This is a genomic window from Roseateles sp. UC29_93, from assembly GCF_042695725.1.
GTDB lineage: Bacteria > Pseudomonadota > Gammaproteobacteria > Burkholderiales > Burkholderiaceae_C > Roseateles > Roseateles noduli_A.
Window position 1 is genome coordinate 5,040,045 of the sequence record NZ_CP170545.1, and the last position, 25,570, is coordinate 5,065,614.

Genomic DNA, 25,570 nt, shown 5'->3' on the forward strand with positions numbered 1-25,570 from the left:
GCGAGCTTGAGCCCAGATCTCACGAGACCACGGCGGCGATGGGGTGAGTGCCGCAGTGCCCGATCAGCTCGACCAACTGCGCCCGGAAGCCCTGCGCCAACCCCTCCATCGTCTCCGGCCTGAACATCCGATCGCTGTAGGACCAGTTCATCGTCAACACGCCGTCCATCACCTGGCCGATCACCTCGATCCAGTTCGGCAGCGGGCCGTTCTCGTCGCGCGCCATGCCGCCCGAATCGCGAGCGCGCGTGAAGCCGGTGCCCTCCTTCAAGGTCTGGTCGAACTGCCCCAGGTAGTTGAACGCGATGCCCGGCCGCACCGCAGCGAGCGAGTCGCGCACCGCCGCGTCGGCGTGCAGGTAGCGCAGCGCGCCGAAACCGACGCCTCGGTTCGGTACCGCGCGCAGATGCGCGGATACCGCCGGGATCGCCTCTGCCCACGGCCGGCCGTGTCCGGACAGGCGCACGGGATAGGCGCTGGTGAACCAGCCCACCGTGCGGCTCAGGTCGAGGTCCGCGGCGTCGCCCTCGCGGCCGTGGCCCTCGAGCAGCACCAGCGCCTCCGGATGCCCGGTCCACGCGGACAGCGTGCGTCCCAGCGCGGTCAGCAGCAGCGCATCGATGCCGCTGCCGTAGGCGGCAGGCGCAACGCGGAGGAGCTGCTGCGTGAGCGCCGCGTCGAGCGACATCGACGCCGTGCGCCGGTCCCTGATCCAGCCGGGCGCCTCCGGATCGTCGCGCGGGAGGTCCGGGATCGCGGCGATCTCGCGTTGCCAACGCGGCAGCTCGGCAGCCAACGCTTCTGACCTCGCCCACTGCTGCAGGTGCTCCGCCCACGCCTTGAACGGCGCGCTGCGGACCGGCAGTGTCGGCTCCGTGCCCGCCGCCAGCGCCAGGTACAGCGACTGCAGATCCTCCAGCAGCACGCGCCAGGACACGCCGTCGATCGTCAGGTGATGCACCGCGATCAGCAGCCGTGCGCTGCCGTCGGCATGCCGCAGGTGAAGCATCCGCCAGAGCGGGCCCTGTGCGAGGTCCAGGCTGCGCTGCGCGAGGTCCGCCTCGCGTCGGATGTCGTCCGGGCTGGCCACGTCGCGTGTCCACAGGACCTCCACGGCATCCGCCGACGAAGCATCCTCGTAGCGCTGCGTCCAGGTGCCATCCGCATCCTGCTGGAAGCGCAGGCGCAGTCCGTCGTGATGCCGCGCGAGCAGCGTGATCACGCGTCGCAGCCGGTCCTCGTCGAGCCAGAGCGGCGCCTGCAGCATCACCGACTGGTTGTAGTGGTGGCGTGCGGGAATGGGCTCGTCGAAGAACCAGTGCTGGATCGGCGTCAGAGGGACGATGCCTTCTGCAACGGCGTCGTCGGTCACAGCGGTGGCGGAGGCGGAACCCGCCTGCGTCAGCGACGCGCTGTCCGCCGTTGCCGCCGTTGCCGCCGTTGCCGTCGTTGCTGTTGCCGTTGCGGACGCCGTGGCGGCCGCCACCGCGACGGCGGCACTCAGCCCCTCGATCGTCTGGTGGCGGATCAGGTCGCGCAGCCGCAGCTCGAAGCCGAGCTTGGCGTTGCGTACCCGCGAGATCACCTGCAGGCTCAGGATGGAGTCGCCGCCCAGTTCAAAGAAGTTGTCGCCGATGCCGAGCTGCTCGAGGCCCAGCACTTCCTGCCAGATCGCCGCCAGCCGGCGTTCGACCTCGTTGCGCGGAGCGCGATGGGCGCCGTCGGTGCTCGCGATCGGATCGGGCAGCGCGCCGCGGTCCAGCTTGCCGCTGATGAGTCGCGGCAGGCGCGGCAGGACCACCAGATGCGCCGGCGCCATGTGCTCCGGCAACTGCTCGGCGATCCGCTGGCGGATGCGTGGCAGCAGCGCCGCCTCGGTGACATCGGGCAGTGCGACGACGTAGGCCACGAGCTGCTTGCCCGAGGGGCTCTCGCGCGCGACCACCGCCGCCTCGAGCACGCCCGGCACCTCGCACAGGCAGGTCTCGATCTCGCCCAGCTCGATGCGGAAACCGCGGATCTTGACCTGGTGGTCGGCGCGGCCGATGTATTCGATGTTGCCGTCCGCCATCCAGCGGACCAGGTCACCGGTGCGGTACAGCCGGCCGCCGGCGGCGTCGAACGGATCGGCGACGAAGCGCTGCGACGTCAGCCCCGCGCGGCCCAGGTAGCCGCGCGCCAGGCCGTAGCCGCCGATGTAGAGCTCGCCGACGACACCCGCCGGCACCGGCTGCAGATCGGTGTCGAGCACATGGATCGCGCGATCGCCCACCGGCCTGCCGATCGGGGCGTAGGCGCAGTCGAAGCTCTCGGTGGCGGCGGACTTCCAGATCAGCGGCGTGATCACGCACTCGGTCGGGCCGTAGCCGTTGATCATCGTGCGCGGACGCAGGTGGCGGCAGACCTTGTCGTAGGCGGCCTTGGGCATGGCCTCGCCGCCGAAGACGTAGAGCTCCACCGGCGGCGCGTCGCCGCGCATGCCCGCCCAATCGGCGATCTGGCCGAGGTAGGCCGGCGGGAACGCGGCGTTCGTGACCTCGTAGCGGTACAGCGCTTCGCTCGTCTGCTCGGCGGTCCAGAGTTCGTTGTCGCGCAGCGCCAGGCCCGCGCCGATGCACAGCGGCGTCAGCCAGCGCTCATGCGCGCCGTCGAACGAGAACGACATGAAGTGCAGTTCGCACGAGTCGGCACTCATGCCGTAGATCTCCGCCGTGGCCAGGCAGTGCATGGCCAGCGGACCGTGCGTCACCGCCACGCCCTTGGGCAGGCCGGTGGAGCCGGAGGTGTAGATCACATAGGCCAGGTGATCGGGATGGTCCGGCAGGTCGAGATTGGCGCCGTCGCCATCGGCGTCGCCCTCCTCTTCCATCGTGACGACGGCCAGACCGTCGATGACCGGCAGACGCGATCGCAGCGCACGCTGCGTCAGCAGCAGCGACGCGCCGCTGTCCCGCAGCATGAACGCCAGGCGGTCGGCGGGATAGGCCGGATCGAGCGGGACATAGGCCGCGCCCGCCTTCAGCACCGCGAGCAGGCCGACGATGCTGTCCAACGAGCGCTCCAACGCCACGCCGACACGCGCGTCGCGTTGCACGCCCAGGCGCACGAGGCGGCGCGCCAGGCGATTCGCGCGGGCATTGAGTTGCGCGTAGCTCAGTTCGTCGTCGCCGAACAGCAGCGCGATCGCTTCGCCGCGTTCAGCGGCCTGGCGCTCGATCAGGCGGTGCACCGGGACCGGACGCGGCGCGGCCAGACCGTCGCGGCTCCGCCCGAGTTCACGCACCGTCGCGGTCGCGGTATCGTCCAGCCAGTTCAGCTCGCCGAGCGGCGTGGAAGCGTTGGCGCTCATGCGAGCGAGCAGCGTCTCCATCTGCGCGCGCAGTTCCTCGACGAAGGCATCGTCGAAATCGCGGCGGTTGTAGCAGTACTCGATGACCAGCCGGTCGCCGGCGACCACCTGCAGGTCCATCGCATAGCCGGTGAGGCCATCGCCGCCGATCTCGGCGAACGCCAGGCCGTACTGGCTCAGCTGGCGCAAGGCGCGGTCGATCGGGGCGTTCTCGAAGACGATGATGCTGTCGAACAGCGGCCGGCCCGACGAACCCGCCCAGCGCTGCACGTCGGCCAGCGCGGCGTGCTCGTGGTCGCGCAGCTGCAGGTTGGTGTCCTGCACGGCGCGCAGGTAGTCGCCGACCCGCTGGCCGGCGTCCCAGCGCACGGGCACAGGCACCGTGTTGATGAACAGGCCCAGCATCTCCTCGGCGCCCGGCAAGGTCGCGGGTCGGCCGGCCACGGTCGCGCCGAAGACGACGCGGTCGCGGCCCGTGTGCCGATGCAGCAGCACGGCCCACGCGGCTTGCACCAGCGTGTTCACGGTCACGCGCTCGCGCTGCGCGAAGGCCTGCAGCGACGCCGTGCCGTCGATGTCGAAGCGCGTGTACAGCTTCTGGAAGCCGGAACGGCCCGGCGCGGCGCGGGTGGACTCGGCCAGCAGCGTGGGCCCGTCCAGCTGCGCCAGCGCCGAGGTCCAGAACGCCTCGGGCGCGCCGGCGTCCTGGCGCTGCAGCCAGCGGACGAAGTCGCCGTACCGGGGCGGCTCGGCGGGCAGCGCTTCGCCGGCGTAGCAGCGCAGCCACTCGGCCATCAGGCGCGAATCGCTCCAGCCATCCGACAGCAGGTGATGGCGCGTCCACACCAGTTGATGACGGTCCTCGTCCAGCCGGATCACGGCGACACGCGACAGCGGCGGACGGATCCAGTCGATGGGTCGCACGAGTTCGGCACGGGCGAAGTCGGCGATGCGACGGGCCACCGCAACCGGATCGTCGGAACCAACTGATCCGGCTGAAGAGTCGAGATCGCGCCAATCGAGCCGTTCCATCACGGCCGGCGCCTCGCGCAGCACCAGCTGCAACGGACGAGCCATGCCAGACTGCCAGAGCACCACCGTGCGCAGCATCGCGTGGCGGGCGACCATCACGCGCCATGCGGCCTCGAGGCGATCAGGATCCAGATGGCGGACCTCGACGTTCAGCTGATTCACGTAGAGCCCGGAATCCGGCGCCTCGACGGAATGCAGGAGCATGCCCTCCTGGGTCGGCACCAGCGGGTAGACGTCCTCGATCATCGAGGCGTCGATGCCAAGCGCGGCGATGGCCGCATCGTCGAGGAAGTCGCTCAAGTGGCCGCGCGCAGCGGGCGCATCGGCGGCATGGCTGCTGCCACTGCCCGACGTGTCGTGCTCGACCAGACGCTCGGCCACCTCGCCCAGTCGCGCGACGGTCTGCAGCTCGAAGACCTGGCGCGGCGTGAGTCGCCAGCCCGCACGCCGCAGGCGCGAGATGATCTGCAGGCTGAGGATCGAATCACCGCCCACTTCGAAGAAGTTGTCGTGACGGCCCACGCGCGTCGCGTTCAGCACCTCCGCCCAGATGGCCGCGATGGCGAGCTCGACCTCGCCCTGCGGCGCTTCGTACTCGACGGCGGACGCGGCCTCCGGCTGCGGCAACGCCTTGCGATCGACCTTGCCGCTGGGGTTCAGGGGCAGCGTGTCCAGCAGGACGATGACGGCGGGGACCATGTATTCGGGCAGCGCGCGGCTCAGCGCCTCGCGCAGAGTCGACACGTCGATCGAGCCGACGGCGCCAACGACGCCATCAACGCCATCAACGCTTCCGACACCGGCAATGCCGGCGGTCTCGGCGCTTGCCCCATCGCCCATTCCGGGCGTGGTCGTGGCCTTCGCGTGCGCCGACACGTACGCAATGAGCCGAGCACCCGTCGGTGCCGGCTGCGCGACGACCACGGCCTCGCGAACGCCTGGCTGAGCGAGCAACTGCGCTTCGATCTCGCCGAGCTCGATGCGGAAGCCGCGGATCTTGACCTGATGGTCGATGCGGCCGAGGTAGTCGAGCTGACCTTCAGCATTCCAACGCACGAGGTCGCCCGTGCGGTAGAGACGGCTGCCTGCCGAAGCACCCGGAAGATCCCGCGCGGAATCGTTCACCGCGTCTTTGGCAACCGTGGCCATCGGGTTGGCGACGAATCGTTCCGACGTCAGCCCGGCGCGACCGTGATAACCACGCGCCAGTCCGATGCCACCGAGGTAGAGCTCGCCAGGCACGCCGGGCGGGACCGGGTTGAGGTCACCGTCCAGCACCCAGGTCGAGATGCCGGCGATCGGCGCGCCGATCGGCACCTGACTCCGGCCGTCGTCGCGGCACGTCCAATGCGTGACGTCGATGGCGGCCTCGGTGGGCCCGTAGAGATTGAACAGCCCCGCCTGCGGCAGTCGCCGGAACACGCCGGCCTGTGCTTCCGCCGGCAGTGCTTCGCCGCTGCACACGATGCGGCGCAGCGAGGTGCAGACCTCGACGCCGTCGTGCGCCAGAAACGCTTGAAGCATCGACGGGACGAAGTGGATCGTCGTGACCTGGTGCGCCTCGATCAGCGCCACCAGGCGTGCCGGATCGCGATGGTCGCCCGGGCTTGCGATAGCCAGCCGGGCACCTTCGGCCAACGCCCAGAAGAGCTCCCACACCGAGACATCGAAGCTCAACGGCGTCTTCTGCAGCACCGTGTCCGACGCGTCGAGCGTGTACGCCTCCTGCATCCACGCCAGGCGGTTATGCAGCGCCACGTGGCGGTTCGCCGCGCCCTTCGGACGGCCAGTCGATCCGGACGTGTAGATCACGTAGGCGAGGTTCTCGCCGTGCAGCTCTACATCGGGGTTGACGGCTGATTGCTCCGAGACATCGATGGTGTCGATGTCGACGAAGCGGCGCCGTCCCCCGTCCGGCAGCCGTGAGCGCAAGTGCGACTGCGTCAGCACCAGAGACACATCACTGTCCTCGAGCATGTAGGCCAGCCGCTCCGCCGGCAGCTCGGGATCGAGCGGCACGTAGGCGCCGCCGGCCTTCAGGATCGCCAGCACGCCGACCATCATGTCGAGCGAGCGCTCGACCGCCAGACCCACGCGCGCGTCGGCACGCACGCCCAGGGCGATCAGGCGATGCGCGAGCCGGTTCGCGCGCAGGTTGAGCTCGCCGCGCGTCAGCGCGGTGTTGCCGAACACCAGTGCCGGCGCATCGGGATCGATCGCCGCCTGGCGCTCGATGAGGCGATGCATCGTCGATGCGCTGGCAACAGCCTTCGAGCCTTCGCTCCATCGCGCCAAGGTCGCCATCTCGGCATCGCCGAGCAACGGCAGCGCATGCAACGGCCGCTCGCCGCCGGCCGCCAGCGCATCGACGATCCCGCGCACGGCGGCATCCAGGTAGCCGGCCATGCGCTCGGAACGCACCGAGCGCTCGACCTGGAGCACCAGCTCGAAGACCTCACCGCGGTCGTTGACCGACAGCGTGAACGGATAGTTGGTGCGCTCCTTCGCCCCGACCAGCGTCATGCCCTCCCAGGTCGTCTCCGCGCCCACCGCGTCGTTTGCGTCGCTCGCGTCGTTTGCCTCATGCGTTCCATGCGCTTCATGCACGCCCCCGGAGCTTTCATCGCCTCGACGCGGGCCGCTGTGGCGATAGTTCAGCAGGCTGGAGAACAAGGGCGTGCCACCCGGCAGCCGACTGCAGCGCTGCGCCAGCGACAGCGGCGCGTGCTCGTGATGCAGCAGGCCGGTCAGGCGCTCGTGCGTCTCGCGCAGGCCCTGCGCGACGTTGCGGCCGCCAAGCCGCACCCGCAGCGGCAGCGTGTTGATGAACATCCCCATCGCGCGGTGCGCGTCCTCGCCGCCCTGCATGCGGCCGAACAGCACCGTGCCGAAGACGACGTCGTCGCGCCCGGCGGTGCGGGCCAGCACCAGCGCCCACGCGAGATGGAAGAGCGTCGCCGCACTGACGCCCTGGCGCCGCGCCTGCTCGCGCAGCGCCGTCGACGGCGTCGTGGGCAGCGTCAGTCGCGACTCCTCGTTGGCGCTGCCGTCCAGCCGCGCGTCCGCGAGCCCGAAAGGCGCGGTCAACTCGTCCACGTCGCCCAGCTGCGCGCGGAAGAAGGCCTCATGCGCGGCCGTGTCGATGCCGCCGCGCGACTGCGCGACATAGCGGCGGTACGGGACCGGTTCAGGCAGCTCGGCCTGCCGGCCCTGGAGGATCAGCGCGATCTCCTCGATCATCAGCTTCTCGGCCGTGTGGTCGAGCGCCAGATGATGGCTCGGCAACTGCAGCAGCCATTGACCGGCCGGCGCATCGTGCACGGCGATCGCGCGCACCAGCGGCGCGCGGCGCACGTCGATGCGGAAGCTGCGGCGATCCACGTGCGCCGCCAGCCGCTCGGCCGCGAGACCCGCGGCGCGATCCGCCTCGTCGATCTCCAGCCACTCGAGCCGCAGCGGCGCCTCGCGGCAGACCACCTGGACCGGCGTGCGCAACCCTTCCCAGAGGACGGCGGTGCGCAGGATGTCGTGGCGCGCGATGACCTCGTTGAGGGCATCGATGAAGCGCAGCAGTCGCGGCTGCGAATCGAATCGCAGCAGCAGCGAGATGACGTAGGCGTCGCCCTGCTCCTGCATCAGGTGATGGAACAGCATCCCTTCCTGCAGCGGCGCGAGCGGATAGAGGTCCTGGATGTTGCCGGCTCCGCCGGGGATGGCGGATTCGATGCGACGCAGTTCGTCCGCGTCGAGGTCGATCAGCGGCAGCATGCCGGGCTCGATCGCGGCGCAGCCCGGAGGGATGGTGGCGGCGCTGTCGTCGATCGACACGGTGTCCGACGACGACGCGCGGGCCGTCGCTACTGCGGCAGCGGCTGCGAAGTCCGCCAGGCGCGGATGCAGGAACAACTCGCGCATCTCCGAGTGCCAACCGGCCCGCCGCATCCGCGCCTGCAGCTGGATCGCCAGCAGCGAATGGCCGCCGAGTTCGAAGAAGTTGTCCTGGCGACCGACGCGCTCGACGGCCAACAGGTCCGTCCAGATCGCGGCGATGGCAAGCTCGGCGTCACCTTGCGGCGCTTCATACTCGACCGATGAAGCGGCCTCGGGCTGCGGCAGCGCCTTGCGATCGACCTTGCCGCTGGGGTTCAGCGGCAGCGTGTCCAGCACGACGATGACGGCGGGGACCATGTACTCCGGCAGCGCGCGGCCCAGCGCCTCGCGCAGGGTTGCCACGTCGATCGGCGCTGCGATCGGCGCCCCCACGGACTGATCTATCGGACCGGTCTGGCCAGTGGTCGTCGCATGCGCCGACACGTACGCGACGAGTCGCGCGCCCGCTGGCGCCTGCTGCGCCACGACGACGGCCTCGCGAACGCCCGGCTGCGCGAGGAGCTGCGCCTCGATCTCGCCGAGCTCGATCCGGAATCCGCGGATCTTGACCTGATGGTCGATGCGACCGAGGTAGTCGAGTTGTCCGTCGGCGTTCCAGCGCACGAGATCGCCGGTTCGATAGAGCCGGCTTCCTGCCGATGCAAGCGACGCAGGCGAGCCACCCGCCGCATTCGTGGCCATCGGGTTGGCGACGAATCGCTCGGACGTGAGTCCGGCGCGATCGTGATAGCCACGTGCAAGCCCAATGCCGCCAAGGTACAGCTCGCCCGGAACACCGGGCGGGACCGGGTTGAGATCTCCATCCAGCACCCACGTCGAGATGCCCGTGATCGGCGCGCCGATCGGCACTTGGCTGCGACCGTCGTCGCGGCACGTCCAATGCGTGACGTCGATGGCGGCCTCGGTCGGGCCGTACAGGTTGTAGAGGCTCGCCTTCGGAAGCCGCCGGAACACGCCGGCTTGCGCCTCCGCCGGCAGCGCTTCGCCGCTGCACACAATGCGCCGGAGCGAGGTGCAGGCCTCGACGCCGTCGTGCGCGAGGAAGGCCTGCAGCATCGACGGCACGAAGTGGATCGTCGTGACCTGATGCGCCTCGATGAGCGCCACCAGGCGCGCCGGGTCGCGATGATCGCCCGGTCCTGCGATGGCGAGGCGCGCGCCTTCGGCCAACGCCCAGAAGAGCTCCCATACCGACACGTCGAAGCTCAACGGGGTCTTCTGCAGCACGGTGTCGGAAGCATCGAGCGCATACGCCTCCTGCATCCACGCCAGGCGGTTGTGCAACGCCGCGTGGCGGTTGGCCGCGCCCTTCGGACGCCCGGTCGATCCGGACGTGTAGATCACGTAGGCGAGGCTCTCGCCGTGCAGCTCGACATCCGGATTCGCATCAGCTCTCGTGTCTCGGTCCGCGTCCGGCCGGTCGCTGAGTTCGATCGTGTCGATGTCGACGGCGCTACGCCCTGCCCCGACCGGCAACCGCGCGCGCAGATGTGACTGTGTCAGAACCAGCGACACCCCACTGTCTTCGAGCATGTAGGCCAGCCGGTCCGCCGGCAGCTCGGGATCGAGCGGCACGTACGCGCCACCGGCCTTCAGGATGGCCAGCACGCCGACCATCATGTCGAGCGAGCGCTCCACCGCCAGACCCACGCGCGAGTCCGGACGAACGCCCAGCGCGATGAGGCGATGCGCCAGACGGTTCGCGCGGACGTTGAGCTCACCGCGCGTCAACGACGAGGTCGCCGACGACGCCGACGACGACACCGCCTCCGATGACGACGACGAAGACGAAGACGACCGTGACTTCGCTTCGCCGATCACCAGCGCCGGTGCATCGGGATCCGCTGCCGCCTGCCGCTCGATGAGCCGATGTACAGGCTCCGACGCGGCGACCGGCGCGGTGTTGACGCTGAGTTGCGCGAGCCAGTCCGATTCGACCGTGGACATCAGCGTGACATCGCCGACCGCGATCTCCGGCGTGTCGGCGATCGCCGCCAGCGTCGCGGCGAATTGGCCGGCCATGCGCTCGATGGCCGCGGGCTCGAACAGTTCGGCCGCGTAGCTGAAGCTCGCGCGCACCGTGGCGTCGGCGTTCTCGGTGGTCGTCAGCATCAGCTCGAACTGCGCGGCCTGCTCGCCGGAGGCATACGGCGTGACCGTCAGCCCCGGCAGCACCGCCTCGCCCTGGGCCCCACCGCGGCCGTGGTTGAACATCACCTGGAACAGCGGATGTACGCCGAGCGAGCGCTCGGGCTGCAGCGCATCGACCAGTTGCTCGAAGGGCAGGTCCTGATGCGCCTGCGCGCCGAGCGCGGCCTCCCGGGCCTGATCGAGCACCTGCGCCAGCGTGCGAGCGCCCTCCACGCGATTGCTGAGCACCTGCGTGTTGACGAAGAAGCCGACGACCCCTTCGGTCTCCGGCCGCTGGCGATTGGCCACGGGCACGCCGACACGGATGTCCGCCTGTCCGGCATGGCGGGCCAGCACCGTCTGGTAGCCGGCCAGCAGCGCCATGAACAGCGTGGCGCCGTGCTCCAGCGCGCGCTGTCGCAGCGCGCCCACCAGCGGCGCGGGCAGCGTCGTCACATGCTGGGCGGCGCGATACCGCCCATCCGATCGTCGGGGATGATCCGCCGGCAGCTGCAGCACCGGCTGCTCGCCGCCCAGCCGGTCCTTCCAGTAGGTCAACTGCCGGTCCTTCTCGCCGGCCTCCAGCCAGTGGCGCTGCCATGCGGCGTAGTCCGCGTACTGGATCGGCAAGGCCGGCGCCGACGGCGTCTCGCCGCGCACCCGCGCGCCGTACTGCCCAACGAATTCGTCGACGATCACCTTCATCGACCAGCCGTCCGACACGATGTGATGCATCACCACGACGAGGATGTGGCGCTCCGCGCTCTGCCGCAGCAAGGCCACGCGCAGCAGCGGTCCCGCGCCGAGGTCGAACGGGCGGTCCACCAGACGCATTGCCATCGCCCGTGTGCGCGCTTCCAGGTCGCCATCGGCGCCAACACCGACATCGAAGCCAACATCGATCGTTTCGACCTGGAAGCCCGTCTTCCCGGCCTCATGCACCCGCTGAGCCACCTGCCCCCGCTCATCTGCGTGGAAGGTCGTGCGGAGCGACTCATGGCGCTCGATCAGCGCCTCGAAGCTGGCGCGCAACGCCGCCTCGTCGAGTGCTCCCTGCAGGGTCAATGCGCCCGACAGGTGATACGCCGTGCTGCTCGGATCCAGCGTCCACAGGAACCACTGGCGCAACTGGGCGTGCGGAGCGGCCGCGCATCGAGGCGAGCAGCCTGGTCATCGCCGGAGGCCTCCACCACCGAAGAGGCGTCCGCGACCACGGCGCCCGGCCGCCACGCGTGGCGCAGGCACGATCGGCAGCATCGCGAAGTCGATGCCCTGCGCCTTCAGCGCCTGCAGGAACCCGCGCTGCTTGTCCGCGGACAGACGCGCGAAGCGCTCCGCCAGCGCGCGCTTGGGATCCGCAGGAGATGCGGCCGCCGGTGCGGCCGCGGCTGAGGTCGACGGCAGACCGCCGGGGCAGGCGAGGAGGCGTCGTTCTTGTCGATGATGCTCATTCAGTTCTCCCAGGTGTCCAGCAGTGCCGCCATGCGATCGAGATCGCCGCGCTGCGCCGACGCCGTCGCGTCGACCTCGCGCCGCACCGCCGCGGCCGCGTCGGCCAGCGTCGGGCTCTCGAAGTACGCGCGCAGCGGCAGCTGCACGCCGAAGCGCCGCTGCACCTTCATCTGCAGTTTCAGCAGGGCCAGCGAATGCCCGCCCAGTTCAAAGAAGTTGTCGTCGCGACCGACGCGTTCCACGGCCAGCGTCTCCGCCCACAGCGCGGCCAGCGCCGTCTCGGTCTCGCCGCGCGGCGGCTCGTGCGCGCGGTCGACGTCGGCCTCGGGCGCCGGCAGCGCCTTGCGGTCGACCTTGCCGTTGGGGTTCAGCGGCAATGCGTCCAGCACGATGAACAGCCCCGGCACCATGTGGTCCGGCAACACGCGCGCGAGGCCCTCCCGCAGCGCGCGCGGCGCCAGCGCATGACCGGGCAGCGGCGACACGTAGGCCACCAGCCGGGCGCCGGCCGCGCCGTAGGCGGCGACCGCCACCGCCTCGCGCACGCCGGGCTGCAGGCGCAGCTGCGACTCCACCTCGCCCAGCTCGATGCGGAAGCCGCGCACCTTCACCTGATGGTCGATGCGGCCGAGGTACTCGAGTTCCCCGCGCGCGTTCCAGCGCACCAGGTCGCCGGTGCGGTACATGCGCCCTCCGGCGCCAACAAAACGGCTCGCTGATTGGCTCGCCGAATGGTGCGCCGGTTGGATCGCTGGTTGGATCGCCGAATACATCGGCGAACGGGATCGGCGACGAAGCGCTCGGCGCTCGCATCGGGCCGTCCGAGGTAGCCGCGCGCCAGACCGCCCGCCAGGTACAGTTCGCCCGGCACGCCGGGCGGGCACAGGTTCAGGTCGCCATCGAGCACGTAGGCGCTGCGGTCGCCCACCGGCTTGCCGATCGGCATGTAGGACGCGTCGGAGCGCTCGCCGGCCAACGCGATGCCCACCGTCGGCGTGATCACGGTCTCGGTCGGACCGTAGCCGTTGATGATGCGCGGCGGCTTCAGCACGGCCTGCACGAGATCGAGATTCGCGCGGGACATGGCCTCGCCGCCGACGGTGTAGGACCGGATCGGCAGCCGGCTCGCCGACTCGCCGAGCAGTTCGGCCATCTGCGTCAGGTAGCCCGGCGTGAAGCAGGCGATCGTGATGCCGTGGCGTTCGATCTCGGCGGCGGTCCGCTCCGCGGGCCACAGTTCCTGGTCCGCGCGGCATCAGCGCCGCGCCGAAGGCCAGCGGCACCCAGGTGCGTTCATGCGCGCCGTCGAACGCGATCGACGCGAACTGCAGCTCGCGGTCCTCCGGGGTCATGCCGTAGACCTCGCCGATCGATTGCACGTGCATCGCCAGCGGCCCGTGCGTGACGGCCACGCCCTTCGGCCGCCCCGTGGAGCCCGAGGTGTAGATCACGTAGGCCAGATGCTCCGGGTGGAGCTCGACGGCGGATCCGTGTCCGCGCCGGTGAAGGCGTCGCCGCCGTCCAACGTCAGCACCTCGAGTCCGTCGTGGACCGGCAGCCGCGATGCGATCGCCTCCTGCGTCAGCAGCAGACGCAGGCCGCTGTCCTCGACCATGTAGGCCAGGCGCTCGGCCGGATAGCTCGGATCCAGCGGCACGTACGCGGCGCCGGCCTTCAGGATCGCCAGGAGGGCGACCACCATGTCCATCGACCGCTGCACGGCCAGGCCGATGCGGTCCTCCGGTCGAACGCCCACGCGCGATCAGCCGGTGCGCGAGGCGATTGGCCCGGGCGTTGAACTGCGCGTAGGTGAGCTGTTGATCGCCGGAGATCAAGGCGACCGCGTCGGGCCGTTCGGCGGCCTGGCGTTCGACCAGACGCGGCACCGGCGGCGTCGACCGTAGCGGATGCTCGTTGAGGCCCCAGCCCTTCAACCGGGCGAGCGAGGCGGCATCGAGCACGTCCAGCTCGCTCAACGTCTTCGCGGGACGGTGCGCCAGCGCGTCCACCAGGCTGCCTACCGCGGCCTGCATCAGCTCGCAGACATGGTCCGCATCCAGCGACTCGTGCACCTGTGCGACCAGGCCGAAGCCTTGTCCATCGTCGTCCACCGAGAGGCCGAACGGGTAGTTCGACCGCTCCTGGGCGGCGCCGATCTCCATGCCTTCCCAGGCGCTTGAGGACGCATCGCGGCGGCGGCCCGCATGCCGGTAGTTGAGCAGCGCCGAGAACAACGGCGTGCCGCCGGACAACCCGCTGCAGCGTTGCGCGAGCGACAGGCTCGCGTGCTCGTGACGGAGCAGCGCGGAGAGCGCCGCATGGGCGTCGCGCAGGCCATCGGCAACGGACTGCGTGCCGACGCGCAGACGCAGCGGCAGCGTGTTGATCGAAAGCCCCAGGGCGCGTTCGGCGCCGCCTTCGGCCCGCAGGCGGCCCAGCAGCACGGTGCCGAAGACCACGTCGGTGCGGCCCGTCGTGCGGCCCAGCACCAGCGCCCACGCGAGGTGGAACAGCGAGGCGACGCCGACACCATGACGGCGCGCCTGCCGGCGGGCCTCGGCCGCCAGCGAAGCGGGAAGCGCATGACGCGCCTGCCGCAGGCGCGAGCCGTCACCGCGGACATCGGCCACGCCGAACGGCGCGGTGGGCTCGGTGACATCGCGCAGCATGGCGCTGAAGAAGGCCTCGTGCTCCGCGCGGCTGATGCCCAGGCGGGCCTGCGCCACGAAGCGGCGGAACGGCACCGGCTCGGGCAGCTCGGCTGTCCGGCCCTGCTGGATCAGCGTGATCTCCTCGACGACACCGGCCAGCGTGCTGTGGTCCGTCACCAGGTGATGGCTGGGGAGTTGCAGCAGCCAGCGTCCCTGCGCCGCGTCGAAGCCCGCGATCGCGCGGAGCAGCGGCGCGCGTCGCACGTCGATGCGGCAGCGGCCGGGGCGCCCCATGGCCTCGAGCCGCGCGGCCACCGCACCGTCTTCGGGCGCCAGCCACTCGATGTCGAGGCGCGCCTCGCGGCACACGACCTGCACCGGCTCCTCGAGGCCTTCCCACAACACGGCGGTACGCAGGATGTCGTGGCGCTCGATGACGCGGTTGAAGCTGTCGACGAAACGGCGCAGTCGCGCCTCGCTGTCGAAGCTGATCAGGTGGGCGGTGACGTAGGCGTCGGCGTCGGGTTGCAGCAGGTGGTGGAAGAGGATCCCTTCCTGCAGCGGCGCGAGCGGGTAGACGTCCTGGATGTTGGCGGCACCACCGGGGATGGCGGCTTCGATGCGGCGGGTCTCGTCGGAAGTCAGGGCGATCAGCGCCTCCCCGTCATCGATGGAGGCCGAAGTCGAAGTCGATGGGGACTCCGACTCCGATGTCGATTGAGTCGCCGTCGACAACGATGACGCCGACGACCCGATCGATTCGGCGAATGCCGCGAGTTCCGCGTGCAGGAAGATCTGACGGACCTCGGTGCGATATCCCCGTGTGCGCAGGCGCTCCAGCACGCGCAGGGCCAGCAACGAGTGGCCGCCCAGCGCGAAGAAGTTGTCGCGACGGCCGACGCGTTCGACGTCGAGGACCTCGGCCCAGATCGCGGCGACCGTCTCCTCGATCTCACCGCGCGGCGCTTCGTACTCAACGGCGGACGCGGACTCCGGCTGCGGCAGCGCCTTGCGGTCGACCTTCCCGCTGGGATTCAGCGGTAGCGTGTCCAGCACGACGATGACGGCGGGGACCATGTACTCGGGCAGCGCGCGGCCCAGCGCCTCGCGCAGGATCGACACGTCGATCGAGCCGACGGCGCCAGCGACGCCAACGACGCCATCAACGCTTCCGACACCGGCAATGCCGGCGGTCTGGCGCTTGCCCCATCGTCCATTCCGTGCGTGGTCGCCGCCCTGGCGTGCGCCGACACGTACGCGATGAGCCGAGCACCCGTCGGCGCCTGCTGCGCCACAACGACGGCCTCGCGAACGCTCGGCTGAGCGAGGAGCTGCGCTTCGATCTCGCCGAGCTCGATCCGGAATCCGCGGATCTTGACCTGATGGTCGATGCGACCGAGGTAGTCGAGTTGTCCGTCGGCGTTCCAGCGCACGAGATCGCCGGTTCGATAGAGCCGGCTTCCTGCCGATGCAAGCGACGCAGGCGAGTCACCCGCCGCATTCGTGGCCATCGGGTTGGCGACGAATCGCTCGGACGTCAGCCCGGCGCGATCGTGATAGCCGCGCGCGAGACCGATGCCGCCGAGGTACAGCTCGCCCGGAACACCGGGCGGGACCGGATTGAGATCTCCATCCAGCACCCACGTCGAGATGCCCGTGATCGGCGCGCCGATCGGCACTTGGCTGCGACCGTCGTCGCGACACGTCCAATGCGTGACGTCGATGGCGGCCTCAGTCGGTCCGTACAGGTTGTAGAGGCTCGCCTTCGGAAGCCGCCGGAACACGCCGGCTTGCGCCTCCACCGGCAGCGCCTCGCCGCTGCACACGATGCGACGAAGCGAGGTGCAGGCTTCGACGCCTTCATGCGCCAGGAACGCCTGCAGCATCGACGGCACGAAGTGGATCGTCGTGACCTGATGCGCCTCGATGAGCGCCACCAGCCGCGCCGGGTCGCGATGATCGCCCGGCGCGGCGATGGCCAGTCGGGCGCCTTCGGCGAGCGCCCAGAACAGCTCCCACACCGACACGTCGAAGCTCAATGGTGTCTTCTGCAGCACGGTGTCGGAAGCATCGAGCGCATACGCCTCCTGCATCCATGCCAGACGGTTGTGCAGCGCCACGTGGCGATTCGCCGCGCCCTTCGGACGGCCGGTCGATCCGGACGTGTAGATCACGTAGGCGAGGCTCTCGCCGTGCAGCTCGACATCCGGATTCGCGTCAGCTCTCGTGTCTCGTCCCGCGTCCGGCCGGTCGCTGAGTTCGATCGTGTCGATGTCGACGGCGCTACGCCCTGCCCCGACCGGCAACCGCGCGCGCAGATGTGACTGCGTCAGAACCAGCGACACCCCGCTGTCCTCGAGCATGTAGGCCAGCCGGTCCGCCGGCAGTTCGGGATCGAGCGGCACGTACGCGCCACCGGCCTTCAGGATGGCCAGCACGCCGACCATCATGTCGAGCGAGCGCTCCACCGCCAGACCCACGCGCGAGTCCGGACGAACGCCCAGCGCGATGAGGCGATGCGCCAAACGGTTCGCGCGGACGTTGAGCTCACCGCGCGTCAACGACGAGGTCGCCGACGACGCCGACGACGACACCGCCTCCGATGACGACGACGACGACGATGACGAAGACGAAGACGACCGTGACTTCGCTTCGCCGAACACCAGCGCCGGTGCATCGGGATCCGCCGCCGCCTGCCGCTCGATGAGCCGATGTACAGGCTCCGCCGCGGCGACCGGCTCGGTGTTGACGCTGAGCTGCGCGAGCCAGTCCGATTCGACCGTGGACATCAGCGCGACATCGCCGACCGCGATCTCCGGCGTGTCGGCGATCGCCGTCAGCATCGCGGCGAAGTGGCCCGCCATGCGCTCGATGGCCGCGGGCTCGAACAGCTCCGCCGCGTAGCTGAAGCTCGCGCGGACGCTGCCGTCCTCCAGCTCCGTCGTGTGCAGCGCGAGCTCGAACTGCGCCACGCGTTCCGCGACTTCCACCGACTCGATGGCCAGACCGGGCAGTTGCCGTGCCGACAGATCCTGGCCGCGCTGGTGGTTGAACAGCACCTGGAACAGCGGATGAACCCCCAGCGAGCGCTCCGGCTGAAGCGCCTCGACCAGCTGCTCGAAGGGCAGATCGGGATTCGCCTGCGCGCCGATCGCCGCCTCGCGCGCCTGCGCCAGCACCTGCGTGAGCGGCAGCCGCGTGGCGATGCGGTTGTCCAGCACCTGCGTGTTGACGAAGAAGCCCACCACCGGCGCGATCTCGGGCCGGTCGCGGTTGGCGATGGGCACGCCGACGCGGATGTCCGTCTGGCCCGTCCACCGGGCCAGGACGGCCTGGAAGCCGGCCAGCAGCACCATGAACGGCGTTGCGCCCGCGTCCCGCGCGCGCTGTCGCAGACGCTCCGCCAATGCCGGCGGCAGCGCGAGCGTGTGCCGCGCCGCGCGGTACCGGCCGTCGGCGCGGCGCGGATGATCGGTCGGCAGCTGCAGCACCGGCTGCTCGCCGCCCAGCCTTCCCAACCAGTGATCGAGCTGCCGCTGCTGCTCGCCCTCGGCCATCCGATGACGCTGCCACGCGGCGTAGTCCGCGTACTGGATCGGCCACGGGACCAGCATCGACTGCTCGCCGCGCAACGCGGCCTCGTAGTCGGCCAGGACTTCGTCCACGACGATGCGCATCGATCCGCCATCGGACACGATGTGGTGCATCACCACCACCAGCAGATGGCGGTCCGCGTCCTGCCGCTGCAGCCCGACGCGGATCAGCGGTCCCGCGCTGAAGTCGAACGGCGTGTCGACAAGCCGCCGCGCCTGCGCATCGTCCGAGAGCTCCGTCAGCGCAATCACTGCTTCGCCCGGACCTCGGACGCGCTGCATCACCGCGCCGTCCGGCGACGCGTGGAAGGTGGTCCGCAGCGATTCATGCCGGCGGACGAGCGCCTCGAAGCTCGCGCGCAGGGCCGCGACGTCCAGCGCGCCGCGCAGCGTCAGCGCGCCGGCGATGTGGTACGCGGTGCTCGTGGGATCGAGCTGCCAGAGGAACCACTGACGCTCCTGCGCGAAGGACGCCGGCATCGCCGCAGACCGCTTGGCGGCTGGCAGCACCGTGATGGCGAGACGCGGGGATCGACCGTCCACGGCGCGCGCGAGCGCGGCCACGGTCGGGTGCTCGAACACCTCCCGCGGCGACAGCTGCCAGCCCCGACGGTGAGCCAGCGAGATCAGCTTCAAGCTCAGGATCGAATCCCCGCCGAGCGCGAAAAAGTGATCGTCACGCCCGACCCGCGACACGCCGAGAACGTCGGCGAAGAGCGCCGCGACGGCCGCTTCGGTGTCGCCGCGAGGTGCCTCATAGGCACCCACCGAGCCGAGCTCGGGATCGGGCAGCGCGCGCCGGTCGACCTTGCCGTTCGGGTTGAGCGGCAATGCGTCCAGCACGACCACCAAGCTCGGCACCATGTAGTCGGGCAGTACCGCGGCAGCGCGATCGCGCACGCCTTCCAAGTTTTCAGCGTCCAGCACATGGCCGGCCCGTGCAACGACGTAGGCCACCAGCCGCGTGCCGGACGCGCCCGGCGCGGCGACGGCCACCGCCTCGCGCACGGCGGGCTGCGAGGTCAATGCGGCCTCGACCTCGCCGAGTTCGATGCGGAAGCCGCGCACCTTGACCTGATGGTCGACGCGGCCGAGGTACTCGAGCTCGCCGTCGGCGCTCCAGCGCACCAGATCGCCGGTGCGGTACATGCGAGCGCCCGGTGCGCCGAACGGATCGGCGACGAAGCGCTCGGCGGTCTGGCCGCCGCGATCGAGGTAGCCGCGCGCCAGACCGGTGCCGCCGAGGTAGAGCTCGCCCGGAACGCCGGGCGGGCAAGGCGACAGGTGGCTGTCGAGCACCCCAGGCGGCGCGATCACCGACGGGATGGCCGATCGGCGCGACCGGCCGGTCGCCGAGGCGTGCGATGTCGGCCGAGGGGACGCGCCACGCGCACGGCGTGATGACGGCCTCCGTCGGTCCGTAGGAATTCACCAGCCACTGCGGCACGAAGGCATCACGCGCCGCGCGCAGGTCGGCGGCGGACCAGGCCTCGCCGCCAGCGATGCACAGCCGCACCGGCAGACCACCGCCCGCGTGTTCGGCCGCCAGTTGGCGCAGGTAGGCCGGCGGCAGGTGGATGGCGGTCACGCCGTCGCGACGGATCGTGCGCGCGACCTCGGCGGTCGACCAACCGTCCTGCGGCAGCAGCACGACGGCCGCGCCCTGGATCAGCGGCGCCATCCACTGCGAACCGGCCGCGTCGAAACTGATCGACGCGAACTGCAGCATGCGGTCGTCCGCCCGGAGGCCGAAGCGATCCACCACCGCTTGCAGGTGCATGGCGAGCGGTCCGTGCGCCACCGCCACACCCTTGGGTCGGCCGGTCGATCCGGACGTGTAGATCACATAGGCCAGATGGTCGGGCGACAGCGTCACCTGAGGCGGCGAGGTCCACGCCGACGCCGCCGGGTCAACACGCGCGGGATCGACACGCGCGGGATCGACATGCGCCGAGTCGATGCCTGCCGACTCCGCCTCCGGATGGAGCGCCGGATCGAGACTCGACAGGCGATCGAGCGTGCAGTCGGGCGCCGACTCGAGCGCTTCGATGCACAACGCCGTGAGACCGTCGCGCATCGGCAGGCGCGCCGCCATCGCATCGCTGGTGAGCAGCAGCGTGATGCCGCTGTCCGCCATCATGTGCTGCAGTCGCTCGGCCGGATACGCGGGATCCAACGGCACGTAGGCGCCGCCAGCCTTGAGGATGGCGAGCAGTCCCACCACCATCTCCACCGACCTCGGGACGGCCAGCCCGACTTTCGATTCAGGCCGGACACCGTGTGCGATGAGTTGATGCGCCAGGCGATTCGCCCGCGCGTCCAACAGGGCGTAGCTGATCCGCTGTCCGCCGGCGATCAGCGCGATCGCATCTGGCCGTTCGACCGCGCGGCGCTCGAAGAGCCTCGGCATCGGCAGCCGCTCCGGATGCAGGCCGATCCGGCCTTCTGTCGCATCCGAGCCGTCGCCCGCGTCAATGCCCGTGCCCGTGCCCGTGCCCGTGCCCACTCCCACACCCGTGACGGTGTCGGTGTCGGTGTCGGTTTCCGTCTCGGTGCCGGTTTCGGTGCCCACCGCAATGCCACCGTGCCCTGTGGCCCACGCGCACCATTGCGCGAGCGCTGCGGGCTCGATGCCGCCGAGCTCACACAGCGGCCGTTCCGGCTGCTCCGCGAGCGCACGCGTGATGTCCTCGACCGCCGCCAGCACGGACGCGGCGATGCGGTCCGGATCCAGCGATCGATGCACCTGCGCCACCAGCCCGAAGCCGTCGCCGAAGTCGTCGACGGACAGCGCGAACGGGTAGTTCGTGCGCTCCTCGCCATCGAGCAGCCGCACGCCTTCGCCCAGCTGTGCGCCGACGGGCAGGCGACGGCTGTGACGGTAGTTCAACAGCGCAGAGAACAACGGCGTCCCGCCCTGCAATCCGCTGCAACGCTGCGCCAGCGACAACGGCGCGTGCTCGTGCCGGAGCAGGTCCGCCAGCGCGGCGTGCGCGTGACGCAGGCTCGCGGCGACGCCATGCGCGCCCACGCGCAGGCGCAGCGGCAGCGTGTTGATGAACAGCCCCAGCGCGCGGCTCGCGTCCTGTCCGGCCTGCATGCGGCCCAGCAGCACGGTGCCGAAGACGACGTCGTCGCGACCGGTTGCGCGCGCCAGCACCAGCGACCACGCGAGGTGGAAAACGGCAGAAGCGCCGACGCCATGGCGCTGCGCCTGGCGCCGGACGGCGGCGGCCAGTTCATCGTCCAAGGTCAGCCGAGACTCCCCCACGCCGGACCCGTCGCCGAGTACGTCGACCAGCCCGTAGGGCGCCGTCGGTTCGACGACATCGCCCAGCAGGCCGGAGAAGAAGGCCTCGTGCTCGTCGCGGCCAAGGCCGAGCCTCGCGCGGGCGACCAGGTTGCGGAACGGGATCGGCGCCGGCAGCTCGGCATCGGCGCCGCGCTGCATCAGGCCAATCTCCTCGACGATCCGTTCCAGCGTCGTGTGATCGGACACGAGGTGGTGGCGCGACAGCTGCAGCAGCCAGGAGTCCGAGGCAGCCCCCTGCACCGCCGTCGCGCGGATCATCGGCGCCGTGCGCACGTCGATGCGCAGGCGGCTGCGATGCACATGGTCCCGCAGCCGCTGCGCAGCGTCCGCCGTCGGCGCGGCGCCCTTCCCGTCCAGCCACTGCAGCGCGAGCGGCGCCGTCCGATGCACGATCTGCACCGGCTCCCGCAGTCCTTCCCAGGCGACCGATGTCCGCAGGATGTCGTGGCGTGCGATCACCGCGTCCAGATGCGCGACGAAGCGTTCCAGCCGCTCCCGGCTGTCGAAGGCGAGCCCGCGCGAGGTCACGTAGGCATCGCCCTGCGCCTGCATCAGGTGGTGGAACAGGATGCCTTCCTGCAGCGGCGCCAGCGGATAGATGTCCTGGATGTTGGCGGCGCCGCCCGGCACCGCGGCCTCGATGCGCCGGAGCTCCTCCGGCGTGAGCGCCACCAGCGGCAGCATGGCCGGCTCGATGGCGGTGCAGCCGTCAGGAATGGCGTTCGGTGGAACGACGACCTCCGCCTCATCGGCGCTGCTCGCGATGGCGCGCGCGAAGTCGTCCAGGCGGGGATGCTCGAACACCTGACGCACCTGCGCTCGGTGCCCCTCGCGGCGCAGCCGTTCGATCAGGCGCAGCGCCAGCAGCGAATGGCCGCCCAGCTCGAAGAAGTGGTCGCGTCGGCCGATGCGCGCCGCGCCAAGTACTTCGGCCCAGGCCGCGGCGACCGCGGTCTCGACCGGACCGTCCGGCGGCTCGTGGTCGCCGGAACCGGCGGTCTCCGCGTCCGGCAGCGCGCGGCGATCGACCTTGCCGTTGGGCGTGAGCGGCAGCGCGTCCATCACGACGAAGGCCGCGGGCAGCATCGCATCCGTCAGTACGCGGGAGAGGCGCTCGCGCAGCGCGGCGACATCGGGCGCGACGCCCTCGTGCCCGGTGACGTGCGCCACCAGCCGCGTGCCGCCCAGACCTTCCTGGGCCGTGACGATAGCCTCGCCGATGGCGGGATCCGCACGCAGCTGGGCCTCTACCTCGCCGAGCTCGACGCGGAAGCCGCGCACCTTCACCTGGTGGTCGACGCGCCCCAGATATTCCAGTTGACCGTCCGCCGTCCACCGCACCAGATCGCCGGTGCGGTACATCCGCCCGCCGAGGGCGTCGAACGGATCGGCGACGAAGCGTTCCGCCGTCTGGCCGGGCCGGTGGTGGTAGCCGCGTGCCAGGCCGTGCCCGGCGACGTACAGCTCGCCGGGCAGGCCGGGCGGCAACGGCTGCAGATCCGCGTCCAGCACGCGCATCGCGCTGCCCGGCAGCGGGCGACCGATCGGCAGCGTCGCCGCCGAGCGGTCCGCCTGCGCCGCATCCTGCGTGAGCGTGCCGACGGTGGTTTCCGTCGGCCCGTAGTGGTTGAACACGCGCAGGTCGGGCCGCAACGACCGGATGCGCTCCAGCAGCGCCCACGGCGTCGCCTCACCGCCCAGCACCAGCCGGCGGCGCGGCAGGACCTCGACCGCGTCCCGCGCGCCCATCAGCGCCTGCAGGTGGCTCGGGGTGATCTTCAGCACGTCGACGGCGTGGCGACGCATCAGGGCCGCGAAGCCGTCCGGATCGAAGGCCCGCGCCGCGGAGACCAGGTGCAGCGTCTTCCCGGCGCAGAGCGCGCCGAAGAGCACGGTGTGCCCCAGGTCCGCCGCGACGGTCGACACCATGGCCATGCTGGTCACGCCGCTGACGGCGCTCTGGGTGCAGGCTCGGGTGCCGGCCGCGGCTTCGGTTTTTCCGCCTGCCGTCAGCGCGCCGTCGTTGTCGACCTGCGCCAGACTCTCGATGCCGAGGCGATGCAGCACACCGTCCACGTAATTCGCCAGCGCGCCGTGGCTGACGACCACACCCTTGGGGCGCCCTGTCGAGCCGGAGGTGTAGATCAGGTACGCGGCCTGGCTCGCATGCACGGGCACGATGCGATCGGATTCACCGCGCTCGACGATGTCGTTGTTCGTATCGATCACATCGATCGCGTCACTCGCGTCATTCGTGTCGACCGTGTCGGTCGCTTCGACCTCGTCCGCGGGAAGCGCCATGATCTCGACGCCGTCGGTCCACGTGGGATCGGCGTCGCCGATCACCAGCATCGCGCCGCTGTCGCGCAGCTGGAACGCACGCCGCTCCTCGGGCAGCGCCGGGTCCAGCGGCACCACCGCCGCGCCGGCGCGCATCACGCCGAGCATCGCGACCACCATGTCGATCGAGCGCTCGAAGGCCAGACCCACGCGCGCGTCGGCGCCGATGCCGCGCGCGCGCAGCAGTGAGGCCAATCGGTCGGCACGGCGATCCAGCGCGGACCAGGTCAGCGACTCGTCCTCATGGACCAGTGCGGTCGCATGCGGCTGGCGGCGCGCGTGTTGGCGCACCCGCTCGTGCACCGGCACGATGGCAGGCATGGGCGCACGTGCCGTCGCCATCGTGTCGCGGCGCTCACCTGTGCCCCAGTCGTTCAGCCGCCGCAGGTCTTCGGCGTCGGCCAGGCTGATCGATCCCACCACCCGGTCCGGCTCGCGCAACACGGCCTCGAGCATCGCCACGCATCCGCGGATCAGGCGACGCGCGGTCGCCGGTCCGAACAGATCCGTGTTGTAGGCCAGCCGGCCGCCGGTGCGCGCGGTGCCGACCTGGAAGTTCATCGACAGGTCGAACTTGGCGTTGACGTCGCCCTGCTCGACGAACTCGACGGCCACGCCGTCGAAGGACAGGGCCGGGAGATCGCCCATCTGGACGCCGAACAGCACCTGGAACAGCGGCGAGCGCGTCGGATCACGGCGCTCGCCGCGCTGGGCGAGCAGCAGGTCCAGCGGCAGGTCGGGATGGGACATCGCGGCCAGCGCGTTGCCGCGGATCTGGCGGCACAGCTGGCGCAGCGTCTGTCCGGACGACAGCCGGGCCCGATAGACATGGGTGTTGACGAAGAAGCCGATCAGGCCGAAGACGTCCTCGTCCTGACGTCCCGCGTGCGGCACGCCGACGGCGAACTCGGACTGGCGCGCGAAACGCGCGAGCAGCAGTTGCCAGGCCGCGAACAGGGCGACGAAGGGCGTGCAGCGCTCGGCGCGGCAGAACTGCCGCAGCGCGGCGTCCAGCGCCGGATCGAGATCGAAGGCGATCGACGTGCCCCGGAAGGTCGGCATCGCCGGACGCGGGGCGTCGGTCGGCAGCTCCAGGGCCGGGACCTCGGGACCGAGGTGCGCGTTCCAGTGCGCGAGCGCGCGATCGAACGCGCCCTGCGCCATCGCGGCGCGCTGACGCACCGTGTGGTCGGCGTACTGCAGCGGCAGTTCCGGCAGTCGGACCGGTCCGGATTGCTTCAGCGCCAGCGCGTAGGCGGTCGACAGGTCGGCGGCGAAGACCGGGTTCGACCAGGCGTCCGACACGATGTGATGCAGGCACAACGCGAGGACGTGCTCCTCCGCCCCGAGACGGATCAGCCGCGCCGCCATCGCCGGCGCCGCGCCCAGATCGAAGACGTGGTTCAGCGTGGCCCCGACTTCGCGCGCGAGCGCGGCCTCGCGGGCTGGTGCCGGCTCGCCCGACAGGTCCACCTGGTCGAGCAGGAACGGCACGCTGGCCTGCGCCACCGCCATCGGCACACCGTCGCGCTCGAAGAAGCGCGTGCGCAGGATCGAATGGCGGGCGATCACCGCGTCGAAGGCGCGCTGCAGCGCCTCGATACGCAGCGGTCCGCGCAGCCGCATCACGCGCGGCAGGTTGTAGGCGGTCATCCGCTCGCCGAGCCGTTGCAGGATCCACAGCGGCTCCTGCGTGAACGACAACCGGACCGCGTCGCCGTCGGCCACCCGGAGGTGCTTGGAATGGGCGGACGCGCTCAGGTCGTCCCGGGCGGGCACGGGCGGAAGGGTCATGTCGTTCATCGGTCAGCCTGATGCG

Annotated in this window: 6 protein-coding genes and 2 pseudogenes; all 8 read right to left on the reverse strand. The window is 70.7% G+C overall.

Annotated features, from left to right (window positions below; all coding sequences use genetic code 11):
* Positions 1-19: 19 nt before the first annotated feature.
* Entirely contained in the window at positions 20-11,530 is an 11,511-nt protein-coding gene (locus tag ACFJIX_RS23400) for an amino acid adenylation domain-containing protein (RefSeq protein WP_377155074.1), read from the reverse strand.
* A 323-nt stretch (positions 11,531-11,853) separates the two neighbouring features.
* Positions 11,854-12,540, reverse strand: a complete 687-nt coding sequence (locus tag ACFJIX_RS23405; protein ID WP_377161916.1) for a phosphopantetheine-binding protein — start codon at positions 12,538-12,540, stop codon at positions 11,854-11,856.
* Entirely contained in the window at positions 12,462-13,091 is a 630-nt protein-coding gene (locus ACFJIX_RS23410) for an AMP-binding protein (protein WP_377161918.1), read from the reverse strand. The genes ACFJIX_RS23405 and ACFJIX_RS23410 overlap by 79 nt, the downstream gene beginning before the upstream one ends.
* Positions 13,092-13,119: 28 nt before the next feature.
* Positions 13,120-13,419: pseudogene (locus ACFJIX_RS23415) on the reverse strand (AMP-binding protein); the annotation flags it as partial.
* A complete protein-coding gene (locus ACFJIX_RS23420) occupies positions 13,302-13,562 on the reverse strand; it encodes an AMP-binding protein (protein ID WP_377161920.1) in 261 nt (86 codons plus the stop codon). The pseudogene ACFJIX_RS23415 and the gene ACFJIX_RS23420, both read right to left, overlap by 118 nt.
* A 97-nt stretch (positions 13,563-13,659) precedes the next feature.
* Positions 13,660-15,582, reverse strand: a pseudogene (locus tag ACFJIX_RS23425) (condensation domain-containing protein); the annotation flags it as partial.
* Positions 15,540-19,106 carry an amino acid adenylation domain-containing protein gene (locus ACFJIX_RS23430; RefSeq protein ID WP_377161922.1) on the reverse strand — a complete coding sequence of 1,189 codons (3,567 nt, stop codon included), beginning with the start codon at positions 19,104-19,106 and terminating at the stop codon, positions 15,540-15,542. The gene ACFJIX_RS23430 and the pseudogene ACFJIX_RS23425, both read right to left, overlap by 43 nt.
* Complete coding sequence (locus ACFJIX_RS23435) at positions 19,012-25,545, reverse strand: AMP-binding protein (protein ID WP_377155075.1); 6,534 nt, start codon at positions 25,543-25,545, stop codon at positions 19,012-19,014. The genes ACFJIX_RS23430 and ACFJIX_RS23435 overlap by 95 nt, the downstream gene beginning before the upstream one ends.
* Positions 25,546-25,570: the final 25 nt, after the last annotated feature.